At 70.4% G+C, this 25,012-nt stretch carries 25 protein-coding genes, 4 tRNA genes and 1 pseudogene; 19 read left to right on the top strand and 11 right to left on the bottom strand.

Annotation, left to right across the window (positions count from 1 at the left end; translation table 11 throughout):
• The first annotated feature begins 39 nt into the window (after positions 1 to 39).
• A complete protein-coding gene (locus H1A17_RS21270; protein WP_194822728.1) occupies positions 40 to 1,545 on the top strand; it encodes an NADH-quinone oxidoreductase subunit N in 1,506 nt (501 codons plus the stop codon).
• A 199-nt stretch (positions 1,546 to 1,744) separates the two neighbouring features.
• Positions 1,745 to 2,623, top strand: coding sequence for a zinc metalloprotease HtpX (gene htpX, locus H1A17_RS21265; protein WP_145921771.1), 879 nt, complete (start codon positions 1,745 to 1,747; stop codon positions 2,621 to 2,623).
• Positions 2,624 to 2,672: 49 nt separating this feature from the next.
• On the opposite strand, the gene H1A17_RS21260 is transcribed toward htpX, so the two are convergent.
• Positions 2,673 to 3,893 (bottom strand): MFS transporter, encoded by a 1,221-nt coding sequence (locus tag H1A17_RS21260; protein ID WP_145921770.1) that lies wholly within the window; start codon positions 3,891 to 3,893, stop codon positions 2,673 to 2,675.
• Entirely contained in the window at positions 3,893 to 4,030 is a 138-nt protein-coding gene (locus H1A17_RS21255) for a hypothetical protein (RefSeq protein WP_168222568.1), read from the bottom strand. Before H1A17_RS21255 ends, H1A17_RS21260 begins: the two co-directional genes overlap by 1 nt.
• A 188-nt stretch (positions 4,031 to 4,218) precedes the next feature.
• On the opposite strand from H1A17_RS21255, the gene H1A17_RS21250 reads away from it, so the two are divergent.
• On the top strand, positions 4,219 to 5,478 hold the full coding sequence (locus H1A17_RS21250) for an MFS transporter (RefSeq protein WP_145921769.1): 1,260 nt from the start codon (positions 4,219 to 4,221) through the stop codon (positions 5,476 to 5,478).
• A gap of 221 nt (positions 5,479 to 5,699) precedes the next feature.
• Here the strand turns inward: H1A17_RS21250 and H1A17_RS21245 are convergent, their stop codons facing one another.
• A complete protein-coding gene (locus tag H1A17_RS21245; protein ID WP_309236830.1) occupies positions 5,700 to 6,725 on the bottom strand; it encodes a site-specific integrase in 1,026 nt (341 codons plus the stop codon).
• A gap of 149 nt (positions 6,726 to 6,874) precedes the next feature.
• Positions 6,875 to 8,042: pseudogene (locus H1A17_RS21240) on the bottom strand (IS3 family transposase).
• Positions 8,043 to 8,097: 55 nt separating this feature from the next.
• Between H1A17_RS21240 and H1A17_RS21235 the strand changes: the two are divergent.
• Positions 8,098 to 9,018 (top strand): transposase, encoded by a 921-nt coding sequence (locus tag H1A17_RS21235; RefSeq protein WP_309236829.1) that lies wholly within the window; start codon positions 8,098 to 8,100, stop codon positions 9,016 to 9,018.
• 598 nt (positions 9,019 to 9,616) lie between these two features.
• Here the strand turns inward: H1A17_RS21235 and H1A17_RS21230 are convergent.
• The 3 genes from H1A17_RS21230 to H1A17_RS21220 all read right to left on the bottom strand — a co-directional run bounded on the left by H1A17_RS21230 (position 9,617) and on the right by H1A17_RS21220 (position 12,163).
• On the bottom strand, positions 9,617 to 10,201 hold the full coding sequence (locus H1A17_RS21230; RefSeq protein WP_194822725.1) for a hypothetical protein: 585 nt from the start codon (positions 10,199 to 10,201) through the stop codon (positions 9,617 to 9,619).
• A 98-nt stretch (positions 10,202 to 10,299) separates the two neighbouring features.
• The gene (locus tag H1A17_RS21225) at positions 10,300 to 10,932 is read right to left on the bottom strand and encodes a Crp/Fnr family transcriptional regulator (protein ID WP_194822724.1); all 633 of its coding nucleotides are present in this window, start codon (positions 10,930 to 10,932) and stop codon (positions 10,300 to 10,302) included.
• Between the two features lie 736 nt (positions 10,933 to 11,668).
• Complete coding sequence (locus tag H1A17_RS21220) at positions 11,669 to 12,163, bottom strand: YajQ family cyclic di-GMP-binding protein (RefSeq protein ID WP_145921768.1); 495 nt, start codon at positions 12,161 to 12,163, stop codon at positions 11,669 to 11,671.
• A 148-nt stretch (positions 12,164 to 12,311) separates the two neighbouring features.
• On the opposite strand from H1A17_RS21220, the gene H1A17_RS21215 reads away from it, so the two are divergent.
• Positions 12,312 to 12,395 (top strand) — tRNA-Tyr (locus tag H1A17_RS21215).
• A gap of 37 nt (positions 12,396 to 12,432) precedes the next feature.
• On the opposite strand, the gene H1A17_RS21210 is transcribed toward H1A17_RS21215, so the two are convergent.
• Together H1A17_RS21210 and H1A17_RS21205 are read right to left on the bottom strand one after the other, a co-directional pair.
• Complete coding sequence (locus H1A17_RS21210; RefSeq protein WP_194822723.1) at positions 12,433 to 13,389, bottom strand: protein phosphatase 2C domain-containing protein; 957 nt, start codon at positions 13,387 to 13,389, stop codon at positions 12,433 to 12,435.
• Between the two features lie 126 nt (positions 13,390 to 13,515).
• Positions 13,516 to 14,406: a DMT family transporter gene (locus H1A17_RS21205; protein ID WP_228543962.1), complete on the bottom strand. Its 891-nt coding sequence runs from the start codon at positions 14,404 to 14,406 to the stop codon at positions 13,516 to 13,518.
• Positions 14,407 to 14,707: 301 nt separating this feature from the next.
• On the opposite strand from H1A17_RS21205, the gene H1A17_RS21200 reads away from it, so the two are divergent.
• Positions 14,708 to 15,250 (top strand): DapH/DapD/GlmU-related protein, encoded by a 543-nt coding sequence (locus H1A17_RS21200; protein ID WP_145921765.1) that lies wholly within the window; start codon positions 14,708 to 14,710, stop codon positions 15,248 to 15,250.
• Between the two features lie 156 nt (positions 15,251 to 15,406).
• Here H1A17_RS21200 and H1A17_RS21195 read toward each other — a convergent pair whose 3' ends face one another.
• Positions 15,407 to 15,874, bottom strand: coding sequence for a hypothetical protein (locus tag H1A17_RS21195; RefSeq protein ID WP_194822721.1), 468 nt, complete (start codon positions 15,872 to 15,874; stop codon positions 15,407 to 15,409).
• Between the two features lie 45 nt (positions 15,875 to 15,919).
• Positions 15,920 to 16,423, bottom strand: coding sequence for a GyrI-like domain-containing protein (locus H1A17_RS21190; RefSeq protein ID WP_194822720.1), 504 nt, complete (start codon positions 16,421 to 16,423; stop codon positions 15,920 to 15,922).
• A gap of 480 nt (positions 16,424 to 16,903) precedes the next feature.
• Between H1A17_RS21190 and H1A17_RS21185 the strand changes: the two genes are divergently transcribed.
• From H1A17_RS21185 to H1A17_RS21125, 13 genes are all read left to right on the top strand, one after another.
• On the top strand, positions 16,904 to 17,050 hold the full coding sequence (locus tag H1A17_RS21185) for a hypothetical protein (protein ID WP_168222567.1): 147 nt from the start codon (positions 16,904 to 16,906) through the stop codon (positions 17,048 to 17,050).
• A gap of 63 nt (positions 17,051 to 17,113) precedes the next feature.
• Positions 17,114 to 19,633, top strand: a complete 2,520-nt coding sequence (locus tag H1A17_RS21180; RefSeq protein ID WP_145921762.1) for a bifunctional diguanylate cyclase/phosphodiesterase — start codon at positions 17,114 to 17,116, stop codon at positions 19,631 to 19,633.
• Between the two features lie 96 nt (positions 19,634 to 19,729).
• A tRNA-Thr gene (locus H1A17_RS21175) sits at positions 19,730 to 19,802 on the top strand.
• Positions 19,803 to 19,828: 26 nt separating this feature from the next.
• Positions 19,829 to 19,901 (top strand) — tRNA-Met (locus tag H1A17_RS21170).
• 132 nt (positions 19,902 to 20,033) lie between these two features.
• Positions 20,034 to 20,201: a 50S ribosomal protein L33 gene (gene rpmG, locus H1A17_RS21165; RefSeq protein ID WP_067301359.1), complete on the top strand. Its 168-nt coding sequence runs from the start codon at positions 20,034 to 20,036 to the stop codon at positions 20,199 to 20,201.
• 133 nt (positions 20,202 to 20,334) lie between these two features.
• On the top strand, positions 20,335 to 20,781 hold the full coding sequence (locus H1A17_RS21160; RefSeq protein ID WP_194822719.1) for a MaoC family dehydratase N-terminal domain-containing protein: 447 nt from the start codon (positions 20,335 to 20,337) through the stop codon (positions 20,779 to 20,781).
• Between the two features lies 1 nt (position 20,782).
• Entirely contained in the window at positions 20,783 to 21,175 is a 393-nt protein-coding gene (locus H1A17_RS21155; protein WP_145921761.1) for a MaoC family dehydratase, read from the top strand.
• Between the two features lie 127 nt (positions 21,176 to 21,302).
• Positions 21,303 to 21,375: transfer RNA gene (locus H1A17_RS21150), tRNA-Trp, on the top strand.
• Positions 21,376 to 21,588: 213 nt separating this feature from the next.
• Positions 21,589 to 22,008: a preprotein translocase subunit SecE gene (gene secE, locus H1A17_RS21145; RefSeq protein WP_145921760.1), complete on the top strand. Its 420-nt coding sequence runs from the start codon at positions 21,589 to 21,591 to the stop codon at positions 22,006 to 22,008.
• Positions 22,009 to 22,046: 38 nt separating this feature from the next.
• Positions 22,047 to 22,769: a transcription termination/antitermination protein NusG gene (gene nusG, locus H1A17_RS21140; protein WP_088644788.1), complete on the top strand. Its 723-nt coding sequence runs from the start codon at positions 22,047 to 22,049 to the stop codon at positions 22,767 to 22,769.
• A 186-nt stretch (positions 22,770 to 22,955) separates the two neighbouring features.
• Complete coding sequence (gene rplK, locus H1A17_RS21135; RefSeq protein WP_088644789.1) at positions 22,956 to 23,387, top strand: 50S ribosomal protein L11; 432 nt, start codon at positions 22,956 to 22,958, stop codon at positions 23,385 to 23,387.
• Between the two features lie 80 nt (positions 23,388 to 23,467).
• Complete coding sequence (gene rplA, locus H1A17_RS21130) at positions 23,468 to 24,184, top strand: 50S ribosomal protein L1 (RefSeq protein ID WP_145921759.1); 717 nt, start codon at positions 23,468 to 23,470, stop codon at positions 24,182 to 24,184.
• An 82-nt stretch (positions 24,185 to 24,266) separates the two neighbouring features.
• On the top strand, positions 24,267 to 25,012 hold a 746-nt coding region (locus tag H1A17_RS21125; protein WP_194822718.1), incomplete at its 3' end, for an ATP-binding cassette domain-containing protein.

Genomic DNA, 25,012 nt, shown 5'->3' with positions numbered 1-25,012 from the left:
GCAGCGGAGCCCCGCAGTCGCGAACGAAAGGTCCGACTCGTGAGTGTGGTGCAGAGCGTCGACAACGTGGCGTTGCTGCCGGCGTACCTGGCGGCCGGCACCGCCGTACTCGTGCTGCTGGCGGATCTGCTGGTCGGCCGGGCCGGCGCGACGGTGGCGGTGGCCTGCGCGGGCGTCGTCGCCACCGGCGTCGGCGCGGTGGCGGTGGGCGTGGCCGGCACCCGGCGGACGTTCTGCGTCGGCACCGACTGCTCGTGGGTGTTCGACGGCCGGGCGGCCCTGGTCGCGGGCGTCTTCGCCCTGCTCACCCTGGGTGTGCTCGGGCTCTCCGGGCCGCTGCTGCGGGGTGGCCCGACGCCCGTCGGCGAGTACTGCTTCCTGCTGGCCTGCTCGATGACCGGTGGCGTGGTGCTCGGCGCGGCCGGTGACCTGATCACCCTGATCGTCGCCCTGGAGACCCTGACCCTGCCGCTGTACGTGCTGGTCGGCCTGCGTCGGGGCAGCCTGGCCAGCGCCGAGGCGGCGGTCACCTTCTTCGTGGTGAGCGTGGTGGCGACCACGGTCACCCTGCTCGGCGCGGCCCTGCTCTACGCGGCGACCGGCGGCCTGCACCTGGACCGGCTCGGCGGGCTGCTGGCCGACGCGCCCGACGTGCCGCTGGTGCCGGCGGCCGTGGCGCTGGTGGTGCTCGGGCTGGCCTTCAAGGTCGCGGCGGTGCCGTTCCACGCCTGGGCCCCGGCTACCTACGACGGGGCGCCGTTGCCGGTGGCGGCCTACCTGTCCACCGCGTCGAAGCTGGGCGGGGTGGTGGCCCTGCTGGCGGTGGTGCAGCGGGCGTTGCCGGCCGAGGTGACCGGCCCGGTGCTGGCCCTGCTGGCGGTGCTCACCATGACCGTGGGCAACCTGGTGGCGCTGCGCCAGCGGCGTACCGTCCGGCTGCTCGCCTGGTCGTCGGTGGCCCAGGCGGGTTACATCCTGGCCCCGCTGGGGGTGCTGGCGACGACCGCCGGGCGGGCCGACGACGTCCGGGCCGGGGCGTACGCCGCCGCGGTGGCGTACGCGGTCTTCTTCGTGGTGGTGGAGCTGGCGGCGTTCGCGGCGCTGGTGGCGCTGCGCCCGGCCGGTGCGGACGGCGGCGCGGTGGCGGACCTGCGGGGGATGGCCCGGCGGCGGCCCTGGGCCGGGGCGGCGTTGGCCCTGGCCCTGGTCGGGCTGGCCGGCCTGCCACCGGGGCTGGCGGGGCTGTTCGCCAAGGTGACCGTGGTGCGGGCGGTGCTGGACGGTGGGGCCGGCTGGCTGGCCCTGGTGGTGGCCCTGAACGCGGTGATCGGGTTGGCCTACTACCTGCGCCTGGCCGCCACCCTGTACGCCGACCCGCCCCCGCTGCCGACCGCCCCCGCCCCCGCCGGGGAGCCGGCCGTGCCGGCCGGGGCCGTGCCGGCCAGGATGGCCTGGCCGGTCTCCGTGGCGCTGGCCGGGGCGACCACGCTGGCCGTGGTGATCGGCTTCGCCCCCCAACTGGTGCTGGACCTCGCGGCCCGCTGACCGGCCCGCCGCAGCCCCCGCCCGGCGGGTCGGACGCCCCCTGACCTGGTGTCCCGGGCCGTCCCCGGTGTCCGGTCCGTTCAGCGGGTTCACAGCTTCCTTCAGTCAACTGCCAGTCATGAGCTGGATGGTTGACGGGTACCGGTGACGTTGTACCGGTCAGCGGGTCCCGCGCGACCCGCGCACCGAAGGAGCGATCGTGCATCACAACCGCCTGAAGACCGCAGCGCTGCTGGGCCTGCTGACCTCGCTGATCCTCGCGGTCGGCTACTGGTTCGGTGGGAGCGGCGGCCTCGTCGTCGCCGTCGTCGTCTCGTTGCTGATGAACGGCGTGACCTACTTCTTCTCCGACAAGCTCGCGTTGCGCTCGATGCGGGCGCAACCGGTCAGTGAGGCCCAGTTCCCCGAGCTGTACCGGATGGTCCGTGAGCTGGCCACCGAGGCCCGGCAGCCGATGCCCCGGCTGTACGTGAGCCCCACTTCGCAGCCCAACGCGTTCGCGACCGGTCGTAACCCGGCCAACGCGGCGGTCTGCGTCACCCAGGGGATCACCGAGATCCTCGACTACCGCGAGCTGCGCGGGGTGATCGGCCACGAGCTGTCCCACGTCTACAACCGGGACATCCTGATCTCCAGCGTGGCGGCCGGCCTGGCCGGCATCATCACCATGCTGGCGAACCTGGCGTTCTTCATCCCGCTGGGCGGCAGCAACGACGAGGACGGCCCGAACCCGGCCGTGCTGCTGCTCACCATCATCCTCGGCCCGATCGCGGCCACCGTGATCCAGTTGGCGATCAGCCGGAGCCGGGAGTTCCAGGCCGACGCCTCGGGCGCGCAGCTCACCCGGGACCCGTTGGCCCTGGCCAGCGCCCTCCGCAAGATCCACCTGGGGACCCAGGCCCGGCCGCTGCCGGCCCAGGGCCAGCTCACCAGCACCGCCCACCTGATGATCGACAACCCGTTCAAGCGGGGTGGCGGCATCGCCGCGCTCTTCTCCACCCACCCCCGGATGGAGGAGCGGGTGGCCCGGCTGGAGCAGATGGCCCGCAACACCGGCCCGGTGCAGTTCCAGCGCTGACGGCGACACCGACCGCGCCCGCATCCACCCGGACGCGGGCGCGGTCGGGTCAGGGGGTCGGGCCGGTCGGCTGCGGGCCCACGTCGGCGGGCAACCGGTCGGGGCGGGTCAGCAGCACCACGACCAGCAGCAGCACCCCGGCCAGCAGGTAGGCCAGGGCCGGCCCGAACAGCGCGGCGGCCGACCCGAGCAGGAAGATCCCGCAGCCGGCGACGACGATGTTGGCGGCCACGATGGTCGCCTCCACCTGCCCCATCCGTTCCACCGGGGCCAGCCGGGCAAAGGTGGCCTGCGCGCCGATCAGCCACCCGCCGCCCGCGCCGATCAGCGCGTTGGCGCAGGCCAGAGCCCACACCGGGGCGTGCGTGGCGACCAGCAGGGCGGCCAGCAGCAGCGCACCGGCCAGAGCGGCGGCCACGGTGACCTGCCCGGCCAACCGGCCCAGCCAGGTGCCCCGCCCCAGCACCAGCACGAAGACCGCGCCGCCCAGCGCCGACGAGGCCAGCACCACCGGCCGCCAGGCCCCGGCGGCGAGGTTCGGGGCGAGGGTCTCCGGCAGCGCGCCGGAGAGCACCGTGGCGAGGGTGAGCAGGGCCACACCCCGCAGCACCGGGTGCCCGGCGATGGTCCGCAGGCCGGCGGTGGCCGGCGGGCGCGGCCCGCGCCGCCGCTGCTGCCCGGTCGGCAGGCCGGCCAGCACCACCGCCGCGACGAGGAACGAGACCAGGTCGATCAGGAGCGCCACCCGGGGGCCGAGCGCCACGGTGATGCTCGCCCCCGCCAGCAACCCCACCACCTGGCCGACCTGGTTGGCGAAGGCGGACAGGCCGAACAGCGGCAGCCGCAGCGGGGCGTCCACCGACTCGGCGGCGACCGCCACGTTGACGCTGGAGTAGGCGGCCCGGACCGCGCCGAGCAGGCCGGCCGCGACGATCGCCGGCACCGGCCGGGGCACCGCGAGGGGGACCGCGATCAGCACCGCGCCGGCCACCGAGAGCCAGACCAGCAGGGTACGGCGGGCCGGCACGTCCAACCAGCCGCTGAACACCGTGGCGACCAGCAGGGCGGGCAGGGCGCGGGCGGCGTACACGGCGGCCGGCCCGAGGACCGACTGCGTCTGGTCGTACGCGAGCAGCAGCAGCGCGGCCAGCCCCACGAAGTCGCCCAACTCGGAGATCCCCCGGGCGGTGACCAGGCGGGAGGCGACCGGATGCCGGAACAGGGCCAGGTAACCGGGGGGCGGTGAGAGCCGCTCGTCGGCGTCGGTCATCAGGTCGTCGGGTTCGCTTCCTCGACCCCGTTCTGCTGGTGACGGGTGCTCTGCTGGAGCACGGGGGAAGCTGCCCGGCGGCGGCTGCCCCGGGACGCCGGGCCGGGCCGGCGGCGTTCGGTCGTCGTGCCGACCATTGGACCTCCTACGACATCGGGGGCGATCCAGCGGTGTATGTATCTGGGTCGATCAGCAAGCTACCCTCTCGCCGCCACCGGGTCAGCGGCCCCGGGTGTGAGTGAATCGACCATTCCCGGAGCGACCTGCGGCGTTAGGGTCTACAGGGTTCTGAGTCGTTACCTGATCGTCTCCTGGGAGGTCTGCCGTGTCCGCACTGCGCCAGTACCTGGGCGTCTGGCGGATTCCCGGCGCCCCGCTGCTGCTGCTCCTCGGTGTCGTCGGCCGGCTCGGCATCGGCATGACACCGTTGGCGTTGCTGCTGGTCGTGGAGCAGGTCACCGGCCGGTACTCCCTCGCCGCCGTGGCCGGCGGCATCTACGCGCTGTCCGGTGCCGCGCTCAGCCCGGTCGCCGGCCGGATCGCCGACCGGGTCGGACCCACCCCGGTGCTGCTGACCACCGCCGTGGCGCACCCGCTGGCCCTGTTCGCGCTGCTCGGGGCCAGCCGCGCCGAGAACGCCGACCTGCGCCTGATCTACCTGGCCGCCGGGGTGGCCGGGGCCACCTACCCGCCGCTGACCGCCGCCATCCGGGGCGCGTGGAACGAACTGACCGGCCCGACCACCGGCCGCTACCCGCTGCGCAACACCGCGCTGGCCGCCGAGACGTCGCTCTTCGAGGTGGTCTTCGTGCTCGGCCCGCTGCTGGTGGCCGGCTTCGTCCTGCTCGCCGACGCCGCCGCCGCACTGGTCGGCGCGGCCGTGGTGACCCTGGTCGGCACCGCCGGGGTGGCGCTGGGGCGGGTGATGCGCGGCTGGCGGCCCCACGCCCGGGAGCACCACGCCCGGGGGCTCGGCCCGCTGCGGGTGGGCGGCTTCCCGGCGCTGCTGATCTGCGTGGCGAGCCTCGGCATCGCGTTCGGCGCAGCCGGGGTGATCGTGCCGGCGTTCGCCGGCAACCAGCCCACCGGCGACCCGGAGAGCCTGGCCGGCCTGCTGCTCGCCGTCTGGGGGGTGGGCAGCGCCATGGGCGGTTTCTGGTTCGGGGTACGCCGCCCGGCGGCCAACATGACCCGCCAGTTCGCCTGGCTGCTCGCGGCGGTGGCCGGCACCCTGGCGATCTTCGCGGTGATGCCCGGCCCGGTGTCCCTCGGCATCGCCCTGGTGATCGGCGGGGCCACCATCGCCCCCGCGCTGACCCTGGAGAACACCCTGGTCGGGCGGATCACCCCGACGGGCATGCTCAACGAGGCGTACACCTGGGTGGTGACCATGTCGGTGGCGGCGAGCGCGGCCGGCGGCGCGGTCGCCGGCCTGATCGTCGACCACGCCGGCGGAGTGCCCTGGGCGTTCCTGTTCGCCGCCGGTGCGGTCGGCGTCGGGGCCGGGGTCGCGGCGCTGCCCGGTGGCCCGATCGCCCGCGCCGAGGCCACCGCCACCCGCGCCGAACACCCCGTCACGGTCTGACCGCACCCCCTCGGGGTACGCGGCGTCGCGGTCTTCCGGGGTGTCCGCCTGCCCTCTTCCGGGGTGCGTGCGCGGCCGTCGGTCCGGGTGCGTGCGTCGGGCGGCCGTCCCCGTCGGGGGACGACCGCCCGGGTGGGTGGTGTCTGCCTACCGGGTCAGCGGTAGTTGGTGAACTGGAGGGATGCCGCTATCTAGCAGCCACGACACCGCCATGATCGCCGCTAGGCCGTCGCGAGGCCGTCCGAGGATGGCGTAAAGACCTTGTCGACGGCCCGCCGGGTACGGTCCTCGCTGGTCGGCATGAGATGGGTGTATGTCCGCAGGGTGAATCCGGGGTCGGCGTGGCCCAGGTATTCCGACAGCGCCTTGACGCTCTCCCCGGCATCGAGCAGAACCGAGGCGTAGAAGTGGCGCAAGGCGTGCATCCCCGTGGCCCGAGAGTGCTGGATGCCGGCAGCTGACAGGGCGGCGTGCCAGTAGTCCCGGTTCAGGGTGTGGCGGTCCAGGGCCACGTTGGTCCGGCCGTGGACGACCAGGTTGACTGTGACCGGGGGGCCGCCGGGAACCTCCCACGGCAGCGTCACCGGCACCGGAGGGAAGTCCTCCAGATGGCGGGTGAGAGCGATGCCCACCGACCCGGGCAACGGGATGTCTCGCGTCTTGCGTCCCTTGGGCAGCGCATAGACGAGCCGACTACCAACGATCTTCAACTGGCGGACCACATGCAGCGTGCCCCGGAGGAAGTCGATGTCCTCCACGGCCAGGGCCAGAACCTCACCCTGACGAAGGCCGCAGCCCGCCCCCAGGTCAACGGCGACACGGTAACGCTCGGGCAGCCCGCAGCGGATGGAGAGCACCTGTTCCCGGGACCACGGCACCACCCTGCGGGGCGGCACCTTCGGCGGTCGGACGGTCTTCGCATGACACGGATTACGAGGGATCCGACCGTCGTCGACCGCCGCGTTGAGGATTGTGGCGACGTTGCTGTAGGCGACGACCCGGTAGGTGACCGCCAACCCGAACTGTTGCAGCGAGCGATCCAGCTCCCGCAGGTGGGTCGGCAGGATTGTGGCGAGGGCGCGCCCGCCGAGGTGGGGGAAGATGTGTCGGCGTAGCCGCCGTTCGGTCACCTCGCGGGTCGACTCGTCGAAGGTCTGCGCGGCCAGCCACTGTTCGGCGTACTGCCGGAAGGTCAGCTTGCCGGCGGCCGGGTCGATGTAGGTGCCGCGTAGCTTGTCCGACTCCACCGAGACGAGGAACGCCTCAGCGGCTCGTTTCTCCTTGTCGGGAAACGACTTCGACCGCTCGCGGCCATCTGGCGCGATGTACCGGACGCGGTAGCGGAGCCCTTTCCCGTGAAGAGGGGGTCTGCTGCACCGATAGGTGACAGTTGTAGTCACGCGGCCTGACTGGCCGGTGGGGTCATGATGGTCTCGTACTCGATGGGGGTCAACCGGGACAGGGATCGTTGGCGTCGGCGGCGGTGGTAGGTCCGTTCGATCCAGGTCACGATCGCGGTCCTGAGTTGCTGGCGGGTGGTCCAGGTTCGGCGGTCGAGGACGTTGTTCTGGAGCAGGCCGAAGAAGGATTCCACGGCGGCGTTGTCGCCGGCGGCGCCGACTCTGCCCATCGACCGATCATGTGATGCTGGTTGAGTGCGCGGATCAGCTTCCGGCTTCGGAACTGGGACCCGCGGTCGGTGTGCAGCACGCAGCCGGCTACCGGGCCGCGTCGGGCTACGGCGTTGTGCAACGCGGTGACGGCCAGGCGGGACTTCATCCGTGAGTCGATGGAGTAGCCGACGATCCTCCTCGACCACACGTCCTTGATCGCGCACAGGTAGAGCTTGCCCTCGGCGGTGCGGTGTTCGGTGATGTCGGCCAGCCACAACCGATTCGGGCCGTCAGCGGTGAAGTCGCGGTGCACGAGGTCGTCGTGCACCGCCGGCCCGACCTTGCGACCCTTGCCGTGCCGCTTGCGCTTGCCGAAGGCGCTCCACCAGCCGTTGTCCGAGCAGATCCGCCACGCGGTGCGCTCCGCCATCGCCTGCCCGGCTGCGCGGGCCTCGTCGACTAGGAACCGGTACCCGAACTCCGGATCGTCGCGGTGGGCGTCCACCAAAGCGTTCGCCCGGTGAGCCGCAGCCAGTTCGGCGTCGCCGACGGGCTGGGCGAGCCACCGGTAGTAGGGCTGACGAGCGATGGTCAATACCCGGCACGTCACCGCGATGGGGATGCCGTCGGCGGCCAGCTCGCTCACGAGCGGGTAGAGCCATTTCCCGGCAGGTTCGCCTGCGACAGGTAGGCCGCGGCCCGGCGCAGGACCTCGTTCTCCTGTTCGAGGAGCTTGATCCGCTTGCGGGCCTCGCGTAGCTCGGCTGACTCGCCGCTGGTCGTGCCGGGCTTCGCGCCAGCGTCGATGTCGGCCTGGCGCAGCCACTTGAACAACGTCATGGGGTGGACCCCGAAGTCCTTCGCGATCTGCTCGACGGTCACGCCCGGATCACGGTCACGGGCCACCCGCACGACGTCATCGCGGAACTCTCGGGGACAGGGCTTGGGCACAGCGACATCCTTCCAGCCCGCTACCAGGGCAAGCCATCTCAGATGTCACCTATCGGTGCAGCAGACCCTGCGGTCCTTCGGTCGCCTGGTGGCGGTCGGGGTCGAGGGCACTGGTAGCTACGGCGCTGGCCTCGCCCGCCACCTGGGCAGCCGCAAGGTACCCGTCGTCGAGGTCGACCGCCCGGACCGCAGGACCCGCCGAGCCAAGGGCAAGTCCGACCCCATCGACGCCATCGCCGCAGCCAGGGCCACCCTCGCCGGCACCGCCATGGGCATCCCGAAGACCCGCACCGGTCCAGTCGAGGCCATCCGCGCCCTACGGGTCGCCCGCCAGGGCGCGGTCAAGGCCCGAACCGCCGCGATCAACCAGATGCGGGGCCTGGTCACCGCTGCCCCGGAAACCCTCCGGGCCAAGCTCACCAAGCTCAGCGCCGCTGTTCTGGTCAACCGATGCGCCACCCTCACCGCCGACCTGAAACGACTCCACGACCCGGAACAGGCCACCGCTGCGGCGCTGGTCGGGCTCGCTCGCCGGGCGCTCGCTCTGACCGGGGAGATCCATGTTCTCGACCGACAACTGGCACCGCTGGTCCGCCGGACTGCACCTCGCACCAGCGCCCTGTTCGGCGTCGGCACCGACGTCGCCGCCCAACTCCTGACCACTGCCGGCGACAACCCCGACCGGCTCCACTCCGAGGCCGCACTCGCCCACCTCTGCGGAGCAGCACCCATCCCCGCCAGCTCCGGACGGGTGCGCCGCCACCGCCTCCACCGAGGAGGCGACCGCCACGCCAACCACGCCCTACACACCATCGCCCTCTGCCGCCTGCGCTACGACGAACGCACCCGCGCCTACCAGCAACGACGCATCACCGAAGGCCTCAGCAAGCAAGAAATCCTACGCTGCCTCAAGCGCTACATCGTCCGCGACGTCTACACCGCCCTCCGCGCAGACTTCGCCGCCCTGACCACTTGACCTCCATAGGAGCATCGGGATGGCAGGCTTCCTTCGGGAGTGTGCCGGGGATGGTCACCTTCAGGTCTGCTTCTCGTAGCCTGAGTCGCAGTCGAACCGCCGGAAGGTGATCGCGCTGTTCCGGTCTGCATGCGTTGCGGGTTACTAGAGCGAATTACTTCGCCACCAGCGAGAGTGGCTTCCTCCGGCGCCGCTTCGATCCGAGAGGCCCGGCCGGTAAACCGCAGCATGCACGACGCCTCCGGGGCCTCACCCATGAAGACGAGGCCCCGGAGGCTTGCTAGTGCCTCTTGGTCATGAGGTGGAGGGTGCAGAGGACGGTGAGGCCGAACGCAACCGCCACCGCGGCCGGTGGGTTCACGAAGGCCAACCATGTGGCGAAGCCGGCCAAAGCGAGGAGGACAACCAGCCGAACGTCCAATGGCGGGGACGGGTCCGGCGGGGCTACCTTCTTCCTGGTCGACTCTGACTGAGGCATGTGCGAACCTTTCGGGAGAGGCCGATTGGTGCGGTTCGCGTCAGGCAGGACGCGAACCGCGCATGTTCTCCTGCTGGGAGTGCAGGCAGCATCCGCTGCCATTGCTCGTGATGGGGTTCCTCAGGCGGGAACACACCTTCCCAGTTGCGCGGTCCAGGCTGTCGCTCGTGTTTCCTTTGTCTCGAAACTGAGCGAGTCAAGTTGAGGGATTAACTGCCCGTCGTCTGCCCTGGCGGCCTTTACCTCATCGTTCACCCGCTCCGACACCGCCAAAACGATGGGCCGGGTTGTCGTTGCAAGCTGACGGCGCATGGTCTCTGATTCGATCATGCGAAACACGAATGTGACGTCTCGTCCGATGTAGCCGCCCCGCTCGTCATAGGCGGCTGCTCCCTGGTGTACAGCAAGTCGTAGTCGGAGGACGAGGCGGGAAGGCTTGTCCTCGTTGTAGGCGTTGAGGGATGCCGTCAAGCGCGGCACTACCTCGGTGAGTACTTGGAGAGGTCCACACGGCAGGATCACCAACGCGCCGTCACCTCGGTCGAGGATCTTCGCGTCCGCATAGAGATCTGCATCTTTCAAGGCGATATCCAGCATGCATAGAAGCTCGGACCGCAGGACCATCTGGGCACTGAGGTCGCGGTCGAAGCGGTGGAACGCCTCGATGTCCAGACCGAGAAACGTGAACGTGGCATGTTGATACATCGGTCCGCTCCTTCCGAGTGACTCGCACCGGACACCGAGGACCGAACGGTACTACATCGCAGTCCAAGTGTGCAAGAGTACCAAACTTGATGGCCTTCTTACGTGTTTCCACTGGCCAAGGCACGAAGGGCGGGGACATCGTCGATGATGATGGATCTCCGCGCAGTCTGGATGATCTTCTTGGTTCGCAAGTCCCGGAGCACCTTCGCCACTGCCTCCCGCGACGCCCCCACGTACCCAGCGAGTTCGACTTGCGAGATGTCTGGGATCGGATGGGTCGAGCTGGGATCGGGGGCCCGAGGGTCAATGCCCGCCATCTCCAGCAGTGTGGCGGCCACTCTGGCACTCACCGTCAACGTCGCTAGATCAACCCGCCGATGATCGGCATCCCGAAGTCGCTGCGTTGTCTGTAGCAACAGGAAGCGCATTACGCGGGGGTGTCGGTCCAAGAAGGCATTGAAGATCTCAGCGCTTACGATTGAACCCGCAACCGGTGTGACGGCTACTACGGTCGCTGATCGGGGCCGTCCGTCGACGGGAGACATCTCGCCCACTACTTCGCCGGGGCCCCTCGTTGCTAGGACGATCTCCTGTCCCTGCGGTCCGGCGGAAATGACCTTGACGTGCCCCTCTTTGATCAGCACGGCGTGTGTAGTGGTCTCGCCCTCGGTGAACACGACAGTCCCAGGTGCCAAGTTGACTGGAATGCCGAGATGCTGCAGCTCAGCCATCTCCTCGGCACTCAAGGCCGCATGAAGCGAAGTTGCAGGCGAGTCTGTCACGCCGGGATCCTACTTGCCGTAACCGGAGGAAACCAGACACGGATGTGCTGTGGTTAGTGACCGTTAGTGAGGAACGTGCAAAAAAAAGTCTCAGTCCCCTGCAAGGGTCGAGGTTGTTTAAGCCGCCTGACCCGGCGGGCTTGCGCATCGCCACCGTGGATACCTGAACCACTCTCGACTGCCATAGCTGGGATCATGGCAGAGGGGAGCGATATGGCAACAGAATGTCAACGCGGAGATTTGCCAGCCCGAAGTCGCCTGACCGATGCGCAAGATCCGAACATGCCGGGAAGGATCGAGTGCATCGCAGGCGCTATTGGGGTATGTCCTGGTAGGACTCGGCACAGTCCTCCCGGACGCTAGTCCCTTGCTAAACCGTGCGCAGCGCTAGTGTCGCCAGCAGCGCTGACAGCAGCCGGTCGGGACGCAGGTGGCCGCCGGTGGGCGATCACGGACAGCCGCCCGAGGCCGCAGACGTGGGCAAACCTCGCCGGACGAAGCGCCCAGAACTTAGAGCCGAGGGGTCGGAGCGCACCGGCGCCGACTATGTCGACCAGGACCAGGTCTAGGCCGTCACCAGGCCGTCGGAGGCCAATCGAGAGCGACCAACGACGACTACTGGTGACGATCCCTGCCCAGGTGGCATGGTGTGGCTGGCGCGATGACCAGGCCGGCCGGAGCCGCCTTACCTGTAGTTGGTGAACTGGAGGGCCACCCCGAAGTCCTCGCCCTTGAGCAGCGAGATGACGGCCTGGAGGTCGTCCCTCTTCTTGCCGGTGACCCGGAGCTGGTCGCCCTGGATCTGCGCCTGGACGCCCTTCGGGCCCTCGTCGCGGATCTTCTTGCTGATCGCCTTGGCCTTGTCCGACTCGATGCCCTGGATCACCTTGGCGTCGATCTTGTAGACCTTGCCCGAGGCACGGGGGTCACCGGCGTCCAGGGACTTCAGCGAGATGTTCCGCTTGACCAGCTTCTCCTTGAACACGTCGAGCGCGGCGCTGACCCGCTCCTCGGTCTCGGCCTGGAGGCTGATCGCCTCCTCACCCGACCAGGAGATCTCGGCGCCGGTGCCACGGAAGTCGAACCGCTGGGCAAGCTCCTTCTCCGTCTGGCGGAGGGCGTTGTCGACCTCCTGCCGGTCGACCTTGCTCACGATGTCGAACGACGGGTTCGCTGCCATGCTGATGCTCCTGCTTGTCCGGCGGTCTGTCAGGGTCGTCGCGGTGCTGACCAGCCCCACGACTCTCTGACGGTACCCGGTTGCCACGCCCCCGGGGGCGACCGCTATCCTTGCTCCGCTGCCGCGTTGCGACGCGGCGGTGTGCCCTGGCGGGTTGCCCGAGCGGCCAATGGGAGCGGACTGTAAATCCGTCGCGAAAGCTACAGAGGTTCGAATCCTCTACCCGCCACCAGGTGCACAAAGCGGCCCCTGACCAGCACGATCGCCGGTCAGGGGCTTTCTTTGTCAGTCTCGCTTCCGTCCCACTCCGAGCGGTCGACCCGGCCACCTGCGTCGCATACGTGTCGCCGTTCGATCATGTTCGCCGCAGGAGTGAGGCCCGGTCCGGCGGGTGTCTGTCGGGCGGGGAACCGGGTGCACCAGGCCAGTGTGGCGTCGTCGTACGCCTTGGCGCGCGGCCACCTTCTGCCCTGCGGATCGCTGGCCTCCGCCGCCCGGACCCGCCGGATCACCTCGCCCGGCCCTTCCGCAGCGAGGAGCGCGAGCACTGCCGGCCAGTCCGCCAGGGCGAACTGGTCCACGATGCGGCTGGCCCCGTCACTGAGCAGGACGGCACCCCTGAGTTCCGAGACAGGCCGGCTCCCGGTCAGCGCTTCCGTCGCCGCCCCCGGGTCGTCGGCGGCGACCCAGAAGCCGCCGGGCCGATTGCGGTGGGCGCGGAGGGCTTCGATGTAGTCGCGGAGCGCCCGGTCGTGTTCGACAGTTCCGTTCGGGGCGGCGTCCATCGCGGCGCGGTAGCGGCTGCCGACGGCGTCCACCCGCCCATCGGTGATCACCTCGGGAACGTCCCCAGCATGGTCGAGGACCAGCACGGAGTCGGCGAGCGCGAGGTAGTCAGCGCGATCGTCGTCGATCCGGAAGATGGTGACGGTTGCTGACGGACTGCTCGGGTCACTGATGTCGCAGATGTCCCGGTGCGCGTCGGCAACCTGCACGATCGCCTGACCGAGGATGGCGGTGAGGTCCTGGCCGTCGCCGGCCGCCAGTTGGCCGAGCAGTGCCCCACCGAGCCGGCGGGTGTACCAGGCGACACCGTGCAGGCAGGTCGAGGTGGTGCCGGACAGGCCGGCACCGTCGAGCAGGACGACGGCATTCGGTACGGTCCCGGCGAAGTCCTCGTTGGGCTGGTCGGGTTTGGCCGCGCTGGTTGCCATGGTGACCTGCATCAGCGTCCTCCGTGCCGTTCGGGAGCCGATGAACCGTGGCGTCGGTGACCGGCTTCGAGTCGGTGACCCGTGAGGCTGGGCAGGCCCGTCCGGGTACAAGGATCGCCGGTCGATGTGACGTGGGGGTTATCCGATTTCGGTGGACCGTCGCCGGGTCAGGGTGACTCCGGCGAGCACCAGGGCGATCGCGGTCGTGACGGCCTCGCGGAGGATCACCCAACCGAGGAGCACGGCGACGACGGGCAGCAGGTAGGTGACCACCGACGCGGCGGTCGGCCCCTCGTCGTCGATGATGCGGTAGTTCAGGACGTAGGCGGCTCCGGTGCCGAGCACCCCGAGGACGAGCAGGCTCGCCACCGCGTCGGGCCGCCACACCGGCGACTCCAGGCCGGCGAACGGCAGCACCGGGACCAGCAGAACGGTGGCCGCGCCGAGCTGGGCCGCCGACAGCACGAGCGGCGGGATTCCGCGTCCGGACAGGTACCGGCCCATGTAGACGTAGCCGAGCCCGTAGCTGGCGGCTGCGGCGAGGCAGGCGAGGCCACCCCAACTGGCGATCTCGCTCGCGGACTCCCACGGCGAGAAGATGACCACGACGCCCAGGAACCCGAGGGCGAACCCGGCGGCCTTCCGCACGGTGACGGTCCGGTCGACGCCGACGAGGAAGGCCAGCAGCAGCGTCCACAGCGGCGTGGTCGCGTTCAGCACCCCCGCCACGTTGGACCCGATCGTCTCCTCGGCGACGCTGAACAACAGGTACGGCACGGTGTTGGCGACCAGGGCGGCCACGAACAGGTGACCCCACAGCCTCCCTTGCCTCGGAAAGCGGAGTCCCCGGGACAGCGCGATCGGGGTCAGGACCAGGAAGCCGAGCAGGAGCCGGGTGAACACGATCTGCACCGGGTTGAAGCCCCGCAACGCGAGCTTGATCCAGAGAAAGCCGGAACCCCACAGCAGCGCGAGACCGGCCACCCGGGCGATACCCGCCCGGGTGACGCGCTGGCGGTCAGTCCTCAACGGGAATCCAGTCATGCAGGTTGTTCGCATCGGCGTGGGTCACGTGGATGGCTTACCTGATCGGAACGCCGGTGGGAAGCGCAGGAGCCGCGTTCTCGGCGGTGGCGTACAGGTGGTCCGCCGGTTTCCGCGTCATCGGATGGCGCTCGCAGAGGAACAGCGGCCGGTCTTGAGCAGGTCGACGGGAGTTCGACCCGGGCGGTCGGCCGATTCGGGCACCGGTGGGCCGGCCGGGGGAGGAGCGGTGAGGGGCGGCGGCCCGCAGTCGGCGCTCCCCGTGGGCGTCGGCGAGGATCGCGGGATGTCCGACGACCGCTTCATGCGTATCCACAGCCCCGAGTTCCAGGCGATGGCGGCGAGGGTGCTGCGGGCCACCGAGTTGACCTCCCGGCTGAACGTGCTGCCCTTCGACGACGAGGCCGGCCGGGCGGAGCTGTTGGCGCAACTTCTCGGCCGGCCACTGCCGGCGCGGGTGACGATCTATCCGCCGTTCTACACCGATCACGGCCTCAATCTGGAGATCGCGGAGCGGGTGTTCATCAACCAGAACTGCACGTTCCTCGACTATGCCGGCATCCGGCTCGGCGAAGGCGTCATGATCGGCCCGAAGGCCACCTTCATCACCCTCGGTCACCCGGTCGACCCCGGGCAGCGGCGGGAGTGGCTGACCGGAGCGCCCATCGACGTGGCGGAGAACGTCTGGATCGGGGCCGGCGCGACGATCCTCCCCGGCGTCCGCATCGGCCGCGACGCCGTGGTGGCGGCCGGCGCGGTGGTCGCCGACGACATCCCGCCCGCCACCCTGGTCACCGGCCCCAAAGCGACGGTACGCCGCCAGTGGTGACCCCCACGCGTCTCGCCCGTGGGCCGATGTAGCGGTATCCAGGCTGGCCGGATACCGCTACATCGCCTCCCTTGAGTCGATCATGCGCCCGCCCGCTCCGCGCCTCACGTCGGGCTCAGGTCGGGCTGGTCACATGCCTCGGCGACGTCGGGTCGGTCAGCGGCCGTCGCGGCCGGGTCGTGCCGACTCCGGCGTGGCCTCGTGGCCGGGCATGCCGTGGGTACGCCGCCGCTGCTTCATCTCCGCCTCGTAAAGGTGCCGTCGGCCGTCGGCCAGCTTCTCCCGGGCGTACCGTTCGATCTCCTGGAACGTGGCGTAGTAGCCGTCGTCGAACTCCTCCACGATCTGGAACGTCCACCGGCCGGGCAGCAGGTTGCGCCCCAACAGCTCGTGCTCGACCCGGTCGGCCACCTCGTCGTGCCCGGCCCCGCGCAGCAACTCCACCACCTGGTCCAGGGTGAGGTCCGCGCCGCCGACGAGCTGGTGCGCGGAGTAGAGGTGCCCGCGCACCCGGTGGATCGTCTCCAACGCCTCACTCAGCTTGCCCAACGCCTCGACCGTCGCGTCGTCGACTCCCGTCGGCCGCGCGTGTTCCTCGTCGACCGCACCATGCTGACCTGCCATAACCTCCGACATACCCCCAAATCGCCCCAGCTATCCCGGTCCTGCTCAGTCCGCCAGGCGGAACGCCAGCTGTGTCTTCCACGTGTTCCGGTCCGGGTCGTCGTCCGGGCCGAGGTGGTAGATCTCCAGTCGGCAGCCCCAGCGCTCACCCGCGTCGGTGTCGCCGGCGTCCCAGCGCAACCCGTGGCGCTGGGCCCACTCCAGGAACGCCCCGGTCACCTCCACCAGTTCGTCGGGGTCACCGACGTGGGTGGTGGTGAGGTAGCGGCCGGCCGGCAGCACGCCGGTGCCCATGGGCGCCTCGACCGCGAGCTGCGTGCCGGCCGGCAGCGGCACGCCCGCCTCGACCTCCAGTTCCCGCGCCATGTCGATCACGTGGTAGCGCAGGAAGTCCGGGCCGGCCGGGGTGATCCCCCGCGCGGTCAGCCAGTCGGCCAGGTCGGACAGGGCGGCCGCGGCGTCGCCGATGGTCGCCATGGTCACCGTACGTCTGATCCCCAGGTACGGCTGGGCCGCCCGCTGCTCGATCACCGGTGTCTGCGATGTCATGGATTCACGACAGCATCGGGGTACGACATCGCGGGGTCCGACCGCCTCTGGCGGGTGTTTCGCCTGCTCGCGCCGGCTCGCCACCGTACGCGCGTTTTGTCGTTGATCTGGTGCGGAGTCCGTCGACTCCCGACAGGCCGCTTCCGTACCTGACGAAATGAGCTATGGTGATCGATGTGACGGTTCCGGGAGCAGTCGTCGCGACCTTCGAATGCGACGGTCACCCTGCCGCCCGGAGAGCGGCCCTGCGCCGTTAAGATCGGGTTTGCGTCGATAGTGACATTGGGCGATTCGTGGAGGCAGTTACCCGTCCTGGTGCCGCTGATCTGGCACGGGGAGGTGACGGTGGTGGGCCGAACGGCGGAACCTCTCCGCTGCTCGGACCAGCGCCGCTCTCCCCGCTTTTCTGGGTACCCGAGGTGTGGCACGATCGTGGAACCTCCACCATCCCCCGTGAACACTCTCTCGACAGGAGCAATCATGTCTGGTCGAAGGCTGGGCCGGCTGTTTGGCTCGCTCCTCGTGCTCGCCACCATCCTGGGTGGACTCGCCGTCACCGGCGTCCAGTCCATCGACGGCGGCGCGCAAATGGCGGACGTCGTCTGGACGATGGGCGGCGCGCGCTAAGCCCCCGCGTCGTCCCCGCTCCCGGTGTCCTGGGGGTGACGTCTCTCAGGGAGAGGGTGGCGCATGGCCAGCCGAGATCAGCGGCGTAAGTCCACCGAACGCGCCTGGTTCATCACCGCCCCCCTGGCCCTGCTGGCCATCGTCTTCAGCACCGCGATCGGTGTCCTGCGGCCCGAGTTCGGGAAGTGGGGCCTGGCGTTCGTCCTCTTCGTGGCGATGACGGGGATCAGCATCCCGGTCCTCAACGTGATAGTCCGGCGGCAGTCGGTCGGGGTGACGTTGACCGAGGTGCCCCTCGTCGTCGCGCTCTTCTTCCTGCCTCCGCTGACGGTGGTGCTGATCTACACGCTCTCCGTGCTGATCTGGAGCGCGTCACACCGGTTCGCCCCGGCCAAGCTGTGGTTCAACGTCGCGAAGGCGGCGGCGGCCACCTCGTTGGCCGGGCTGCTGCTGCTGGCCCTGCCCCCGCTGGAGGGGGTGGGGCCGGGCACCTGGGGCATCCTGTTCCTGGCGGTCAACACCATCACCCTGGTCAGCCTGCTTTCGGTGGCCGGGGTGCACGTGCTGCTCCAGGGCTGGCAGGCCGGCCGGGAGGCGCTGCGTACCGCGCCCTCGGTCTTCCTCACCACCTCGATCAACGCCTCGGTCGGCCTGCTCGTCCTGATCGCGTTGAAGACCACCTGGTGGTCGGTGCTGCTGCTGGCCGCGTTGTTCGCGGCGTTGTTCCAGGTCTACCGCTCCTACTCGCAGTTCTTCCGGCAGCACCGCACCCTGACCGGCATGTACGACCTCACCCGGTTGCTCACCAACAGCGCCGAGGGGGCGCTCGCCGACATCCTCCTCGACCGGGTGCGGGCCCTGATGCAGGCCGAGTACGCCACCCTGTGGCTGCCCGCCCAGCGCCGGCACCCCGAGGTGCTGCTGACCGCCCGGGTCGACACCCCGGGCCTGCTGGACTTCGCGCCCACCCCGACGGTCTTCCGGGAACAGGCCCGCGAGCTGGGCAAGACGCTGTCCATCGGGCGGCTGCTCGGCGACGACACGGCGTTGCGCCGGGAGGTCGGCGCGCAGCAGGTCAAGGACGCCATCGTGGTGCCGCTGCGGTCCGGTCAGGCGGTGATCGGCACCCTGGAGGTCACCAACCGGCTCAGCGACATCGGCCACTTCACCACGAGCGACATCCCCGTCTTCGAGACCGTGGCCGCGCACGCCGCGGTCGCCCTGGAGAACTCCCGGCTGGTCGACCGGCTGCGCCACGACGCCTACCACGACGCGCTGACCACGCTGCCCAACCGGCGGCGGATCACCGCCGCGCTGGCCGAGGCGGTCAAGATCCGGGCGCCCGGCGAGGTGGTCGCCGTGCTCCTCTTCGACGTCGACGGCCTGCGCCAGGTCAACGAGTCGCTGGGGCACGCGGCGGGGGACAAGGTCCTCGTCGAGGTGGCCGAGCGGCTGCGCGCCTGCGCCCCCTCGTCGGCGCTGGTGGGTCGGGCCGGCGGGGACGAGTTCCTGGTGACGCTGCGGCTGGAGAACGCCGAGGCGGCCCTCGAACTGGCCGCCCAGCTCCGTGAGCAGATCCGCGACGAGATGGTCTTCGACGCGCTCACCCTCGACGTGGACACCGCGGTCGGGGTGGCGGTGCATCCCGACCATGGCAGCGACGCCGCCGTGTTGTTGCAACGGGTCGACCTGGCTGCCACCGCGGCCAAGGCGGTGCCGGGCAGCGTGCAGTTGTTCAACCCGGCGCTGGAGTCGCGGTCGCTGCGCCGCCTCGGGCTCGCCGGTGACCTGCGCCGTGCTCTCGACGAGGGGGAGCTGGAGGTCTACTTCCAGCCGAAGGTGACCCTGCGGGACCGCCGGCTGCTCGGGGTGGAGTGCCTGGCCCGCTGGGAGCACCCGGCGCACGGCACGGTTTCCCCGGAGGACTTCGTCGCGGTCGCCGAGCACACCGGGCAGCTGGGGCGGCTCACCGAGTTCGTCCTCCGTGAGGGGCTGCGCCGCAGCCGGGACTGGAGCCGCACCGGGCAGCCGCTGGCGGTGGCGGTCAACATCGCCGCCCGTTCGTTGACCGACCGGCACTTCCCGGACCGGGTCGGTGAGCTGCTGGCCGAGTACGACGTCCCGCCGCAGCTGCTGACCGTCGAGATCCCGGAGGCGGCGGTCCTGGACGGCACCGAGCGGCCGATCCCCACCCTGCGCCGGCTGCGGGACCTCGGCGTCCGGCTGGCGGTGGACGACTTCGGCACGGGCAACTCGTCGCTGGCCCAGCTACGCCGGTTGCCGGTGCACGAGGTGAAGGTGGACCGGTCGTTCGTGCAGGGGATGGCGACCGACCCGGGGGACCTGGCGATCGTGAACGCGGTGGTGTCGCTCTCCCAGCAGTTCGGCCTGGCGGTGGTGGCCGAGGGGGTGGAGAGCGAGCTGACCCTCGAACTGCTCCAGGACATCGGCTGCGAGATCGGGCAGGGTTTCCTGTTCAGCCGTCCGCTGCCGTACGAGCGGCTGGAGGCCTGGTTCGGTGCCCAGACCGACCAGGAGGCGATCGACCCGGACGCGCTGCCGAGGCTCCGCGTCGTGCCCTGAGCTGCGGCGACGCGGGACAGGGGGATCCCATTTCACCCCCGGCGCGGTGCCGTGTAATGTATCCCCTGCGCGACGCCCTCCGGGGTGATCGGGTAGGCCCCCTTAGCTCAGTCGGCAGAGCGTCTCCATGGTAAGGAGAAGGTCTACGGTTCGATTCCGTAAGGGGGCTCAGAGGGTCCGGCTGGACCCGCCTGCGGCGGTGTAGCTCAGATGGCAGAGCAAGCGGCTCATAATCGCTGTGTCGCCGGTTCAAGTCCGGCCACCGCTACTCTCGTCCTCCGGGCTCATCCCCGGTGGTCGGTGGGACGGGCGCCACTGGCGCCCGCTTTGCATGTCCAGGCGTTGTCCGCGTAGGCTGATGCGCTGTAGTTGATATCCGTAGCGAGGAAGGCACTCCGCCGTGGCGAAGGCGACCGATGTCCGGCCGAAGATCACTTTGGCGTGTGTGGAGTGCAAGGAGCGCAACTACATCACGCGCAAGAACCGCCGCAACGACCCGGACCGCATCGAGCTGAAGAAGTTCTGCCCCCGGGACGGCAAGCACACGATCCACCGCGAGACCCGCTGACCTGCGGCCGGCAGTAGGCCGGCCCGGTCCGTAGCGCTTCACCCCGGACGCCGATCCGCAGGGCTGGCGCGGCCTTTCACGGTCGCCCGCCCGTACGGGTCGGCGTTCGTGCGTCCCGTGTAGGTTCGGCGGCATGTCCCTGGACCCGTCCTTCGTCGGCCGGACGTACCCGCCGACCGCCCCCTACCAGGTGGGCCGAGAAAAGATCCGCGAGTTCGCCACCGCCATCGGCGCCACCGACCCGGCCCACCACGATCCGGCGGCGGCCCGTGCGCTCGGCCACCCGGACGTGGTCGCCCCGCCCACCTTCCCGGTCCTGATCACCATGGCCGCCAGCCAGCAGATCGTCGACGATCCGGCGCTCGGGGTCGACTACAGCCGGGTGGTGCACGGCGACCAGCGGTTCGCCTACAACCGGCCGGTGGTGGCCGGGGACGAGCTGGTCTGTGTGAACACCATCGAGGAGATCAGCTCCCGCAGCGGGCACGGCTTCCTCACCACCCGCACCGACGTGACCACCGTGGCCGGTGAGCCGGTGGTCGCCGTCTGGTCCAAGCTCGTCGTCCGTGGGGAGTCCTGACGTGGAACTGTCGACCCGTACGTTCCGGGTGACCCGGGCGGACCTGGTCCGCTACGCGGGCGCCTCGGGGGACTTCAACCCGATCCACTGGAGCGACCGGACCGCCACGAAGGTGGGGCTGCCCGGGGTGATCGCCCACGGCATGTTCACCATGGCGTTGGTCGGTCGGGCGGTCACCGAGTGGGCCGGCGCGCCCGACGCGGTGGTCGAGTTCGGGGTGCGGTTCACCCGGCCGGTGGTCGTTCCGGACGACGACGAGGGCACCGAGATCACCGTCGACGCGGTGGTCAAGGAGGTCACCGAAGCCGGTCTGACCAGGCTCGATGTGACCGCGCGGTGCGGCGGCGAGAAGGTCCTGTCGCAGGCGCGGGCGATCGTGCGGACGGCCGGCTGACAGGTCGTCGGAACGGACCGGGCGGGACCGGTTGGGAAAGTCGGGGCGCTACCCGTACACTGGTCCGCCGTGGGGCAAGTGACCCCTGCTCGGCCGTGCAGGCCGGGTGGGGCGAGCGTTGCCGCACAGGGGTGTAGCTCAATTGGCAGAGCAGCGGTCTCCAAAACCGCAGGCTGCAGGTTCAAGTCCTGTCACCCCTGCGCCTCAGGCCTGACCGTTCCCGTGGGTCGCGCCGCCGCAAGGCGGCGTCCGGCCCGTGGTGGTGGCATCGGCGGGGTGGCTTCGAGGCGACTCGGGGCCCTTCGTCCGGTCCGCCGGCCGCGGCCCGTCGCGGGACGGTTGGTCCGGCCGGCGTGACCAGCGCCGCGTACGCCTCCCGGCGTACGAACCGACATCCCGCGACGGAGGGCGAAGTGGCCGAGAGCAAGCGGCGCGGCGAGGACGCCGGCGACGACGGTCTGCGCGACGAGCGTGACGAGGTCGTCGACGAGGTGACCGCCGACAGCGACGCCACCGACGACGACGCCACCGACGCGGACGAGCCGGTATCCCGGGGCGGTACCGCGACCCGGTCGCGGACCCGCGCGGGTGCCGCCGACAGCAAGTCGAAGACCCGCTCCGAGACCGACCGGGTGGGGCCGTTCGCCCGCATCGCGCGTTTCTTCCGCGAGGTCGTCGCCGAACTGCGTAAGGTCATCTGGCCGACCCGCAAGGAGCTGCTGACCTACACGGCCGTGGTGGTCACCTTCGTCGCGGTGATGCTGACCATCGTGGGCCTGCTCGACTTCGCCTTCGCGAAGGGCGTGCTGTGGGTCTTCGGCAGCCCCAGCTGACCGGCCGACTGAGCCGATAGTGACGGAAGTGAGCAAGCGTGCCTGAGTACGACGAGACCGCCGAGACCACGGACGACCAGTCCACGGTCGCGACGGCGGCGAGTGACGAGTCGGTCGAGGCCGCCAGCGAGCCGGAATTCCCGACCACGGAGCCGGAGCCGGACGAGGACTACGACCCGGTCGCCGAGCTGCGCCAGAAGCTGCGCTACGCGCCCGGCGACTGGTACGTGGTGCACTCGTACGCCGGTTACGAGAACAAGGTCAAGACCAACCTCGAGACCCGGATCACCTCCCTCGACATGGAGGAGTTCATCTACCAGGTCGAGGTGCCGACCCGGGAAGAGGTCGAGGTCAAGAACGGCAAGCGTTCCCAGATCCAGGCCAAGGTCTTCCCCGGCTACATCCTGGTCCGGATGGAGCTGACCGCCGAGTCCTACTCCTGCGTGCGCAACACGCCGGGGGTCACCGGGTTCGTGGGGGCCACCGACCGGGCCGACCGGCCGGCGCCGTTGAGCCTCGACGAGGTGCTCAAGTGGCTGGCCCCGGCGGTGGAGACCGAGCAGAAGAAGGCCAAGCCCGAGATCAAGGTCCTCGACTTCGAGGTGGGCGACTCGGTCACCGTCACCGACGGGGCGTTCGCCTCGCTGCCGGCGACGATCAGCGAGATCAACGCCGACCAGCAGAAGCTCAAGGTGCTGGTGTCGATCTTCGGCCGGGAGACCCCGGTCGAGCTGAACTTCAACCAGGTCGCCAAGATCTGACGTCGTTCCCGTCGCCGGCGGTGGGCCACGGCCTGCCGCCGGCGACGTCGTTCCGCCCCGGCGCGGACCTCGGCGCAGAGGGTCGCCGGGCGCTGCGCTACCCTTGAATGTCGTCGCTGTGGCACCGCGCTGACCGTGCGCGCCCGTGGCCGGCACCTTTCCCAGTTCCAAGCCCCAGGAAGTGACATGCCTCCGAAGAAGAAGCTCGTCAAGACGTTCACGCTTCAGCTGAAGGCGGGCCAGGCGACCCCGGCTCCGCCGGTGGGCCCCGCGCTCGGTCAGCACGGCGTGAACATCATGGAGTTCTGCAAGTCCTACAACGCGCAGACCGAGTCCCAGCGGGGCGACATCGTCCCCGCCGAGATCAGCGTCTACGAGGACCGCTCCTTCACCTTCGTCCTGAAGACCCCGCCCGCCGCCCGGCTGCTGCTCAAGGCCGCCGGCGTGGACAAGGGCTCCGGCGTGCCGCAGAGCCAGAAGGTCGGCTCGGTGAGCCAGGCCCAGGTGCGCGAGATCGCCGAGAAGAAGATGGTCGACCTCAACGCCAACGACATCGACCAGGCTGCGAAGATCATCGCCGGTACCGCCCGGTCGATGGGCATCGTCGTCAACGACTGACGTCCGTCAGTCCCCCAGACCAGTTCGTGGGAGGGCGCGCGTCGACCGCGGCCCGCCAGAGACCACAGGAGTAACCCGAGATGCAGCGCAGCAAGACGTACCGCAAGGCCGCCGAGGCCATCGACAAGTCGAAGCTCTACACCCCGGCCGAGGCGGTCAAGCTCGCCAAGGACACCACCAACGCCAAGTTCGACGCCACGGTCGAGGTCGCCATGCGCCTCGGCGTCGACCCCCGCAAGGCGGACCAGATGGTCCGTGGCGTGGTCAACCTGCCGCACGGCACCGGTAAGACCGCCCGCGTGATCGTCTTCGCCGCCGGCGCGAAGGCCGAGGAGGCCGTCGCCGCCGGTGCCGACGAGGTGGGCACGGACGAGCTGGTCGCCCGGATCCAGGGCGGCTGGCTGGACTTCGACGCGGCGATCGCCACGCCGGACCAGATGGCCAAGATCGGCCGGATCGCGCGGATCCTGGGCCCGCGCGGCCTGATGCCGAACCCGAAGACCGGCACGGTGACCATGGACGTCACCAAGGCCGTCTCGGACATCAAGGGCGGCAAGATCACCTTCCGGGTGGACAAGCACTCCAACCTCCACCTGATCATCGGCAAGGCCTCGTTCTCCGAGACCCAGCTGATCGACAACTACGCCGCGGTGCTGGACGAGGTGCTCCGCGCCAAGCCGTCCGCGGCCAAGGGCAAGTACCTCAAGAAGGTCACCCTGGCCACCACGATGGGCCCGGGCGTCCCGGTCGACCCGAACGTGGTGAAGAACCTCCAGGAGACCGCCGTCGAGGGCTGATCCCGACCGCTCCCGCGCAGGGGCCCCGCCACGGACCGTGGCGGGGCCCCTGCCGTGTGTCGGGCTGTGGCAGGCTCACCCCATGCGACTGGAGGACATCCGGCTCCGGTACCACCGGGGCGGCCCCTGGGTGCTGCGCGGCGTCACGGCCCGTCTCGATCCGGGCGAGGTGGCGGTGGTGCTCGGCCGCAACGGGGCCGGCAAGTCGACCCTGCTGCAACTCTGCGCCGGGGTGCTGCGTCCGGTCCGGGGCCGGGTGGTCGACCGTCCCCACCGGGTCGGCTGGGTGCCCGAGCGGTTCCCCGCCGACCAGCCGTTCACCGTGACCCGCTACCTGACCGCCATGGGCCGGGCCGCCGGCCTGGGCCGGGCCGGGGCCGACCGGGCCGTCGACAGGTGGACCGACCGGCTGGGCCTGGCCCCGTTCCGTTCGGTCCGCCTGCCCGACCTGTCCAAGGGCACCGCGCAGAAGGTCGGGCTGGCCCAGGCGATGCTGCGGACCCCCGGCCTGCTGGTCCTCGACGAGCCCTGGGAGGGGCTGGACTCCGCCGCCCGGGGCCTGGTCCCGGAACTGGTCGACGAGGTGCTGGCGGCCGGGGGAGCGGTCCTGGTCAGCGACCACCGGGGCGAGACGGTCCGGCTCCCCGGGGCCCGGCACTGGACGGTCGCCGACGGCCTGCTCACCGACGAGCCGGCCACCGGTGACGCGGCCGTCGCCGTGGTCGAGGTCGCGGTGCCGGCCGCGCGGGTGGCCGGCACCGTCGCCCGGTTGCGCGCCGACGGCCACCAGATCCTGCGGGTACGCGAACCCGCCGGCACGCCCCGGCG

This window comes from Micromonospora sp. S-DT3-3-22, from assembly GCF_015354745.1.
Taxonomy (GTDB): Bacteria; Actinomycetota; Actinomycetes; order Mycobacteriales; family Micromonosporaceae; genus Micromonospora; species Micromonospora wenchangensis.
This window is presented reverse-complemented; position numbering and strand designations above follow the sequence as displayed.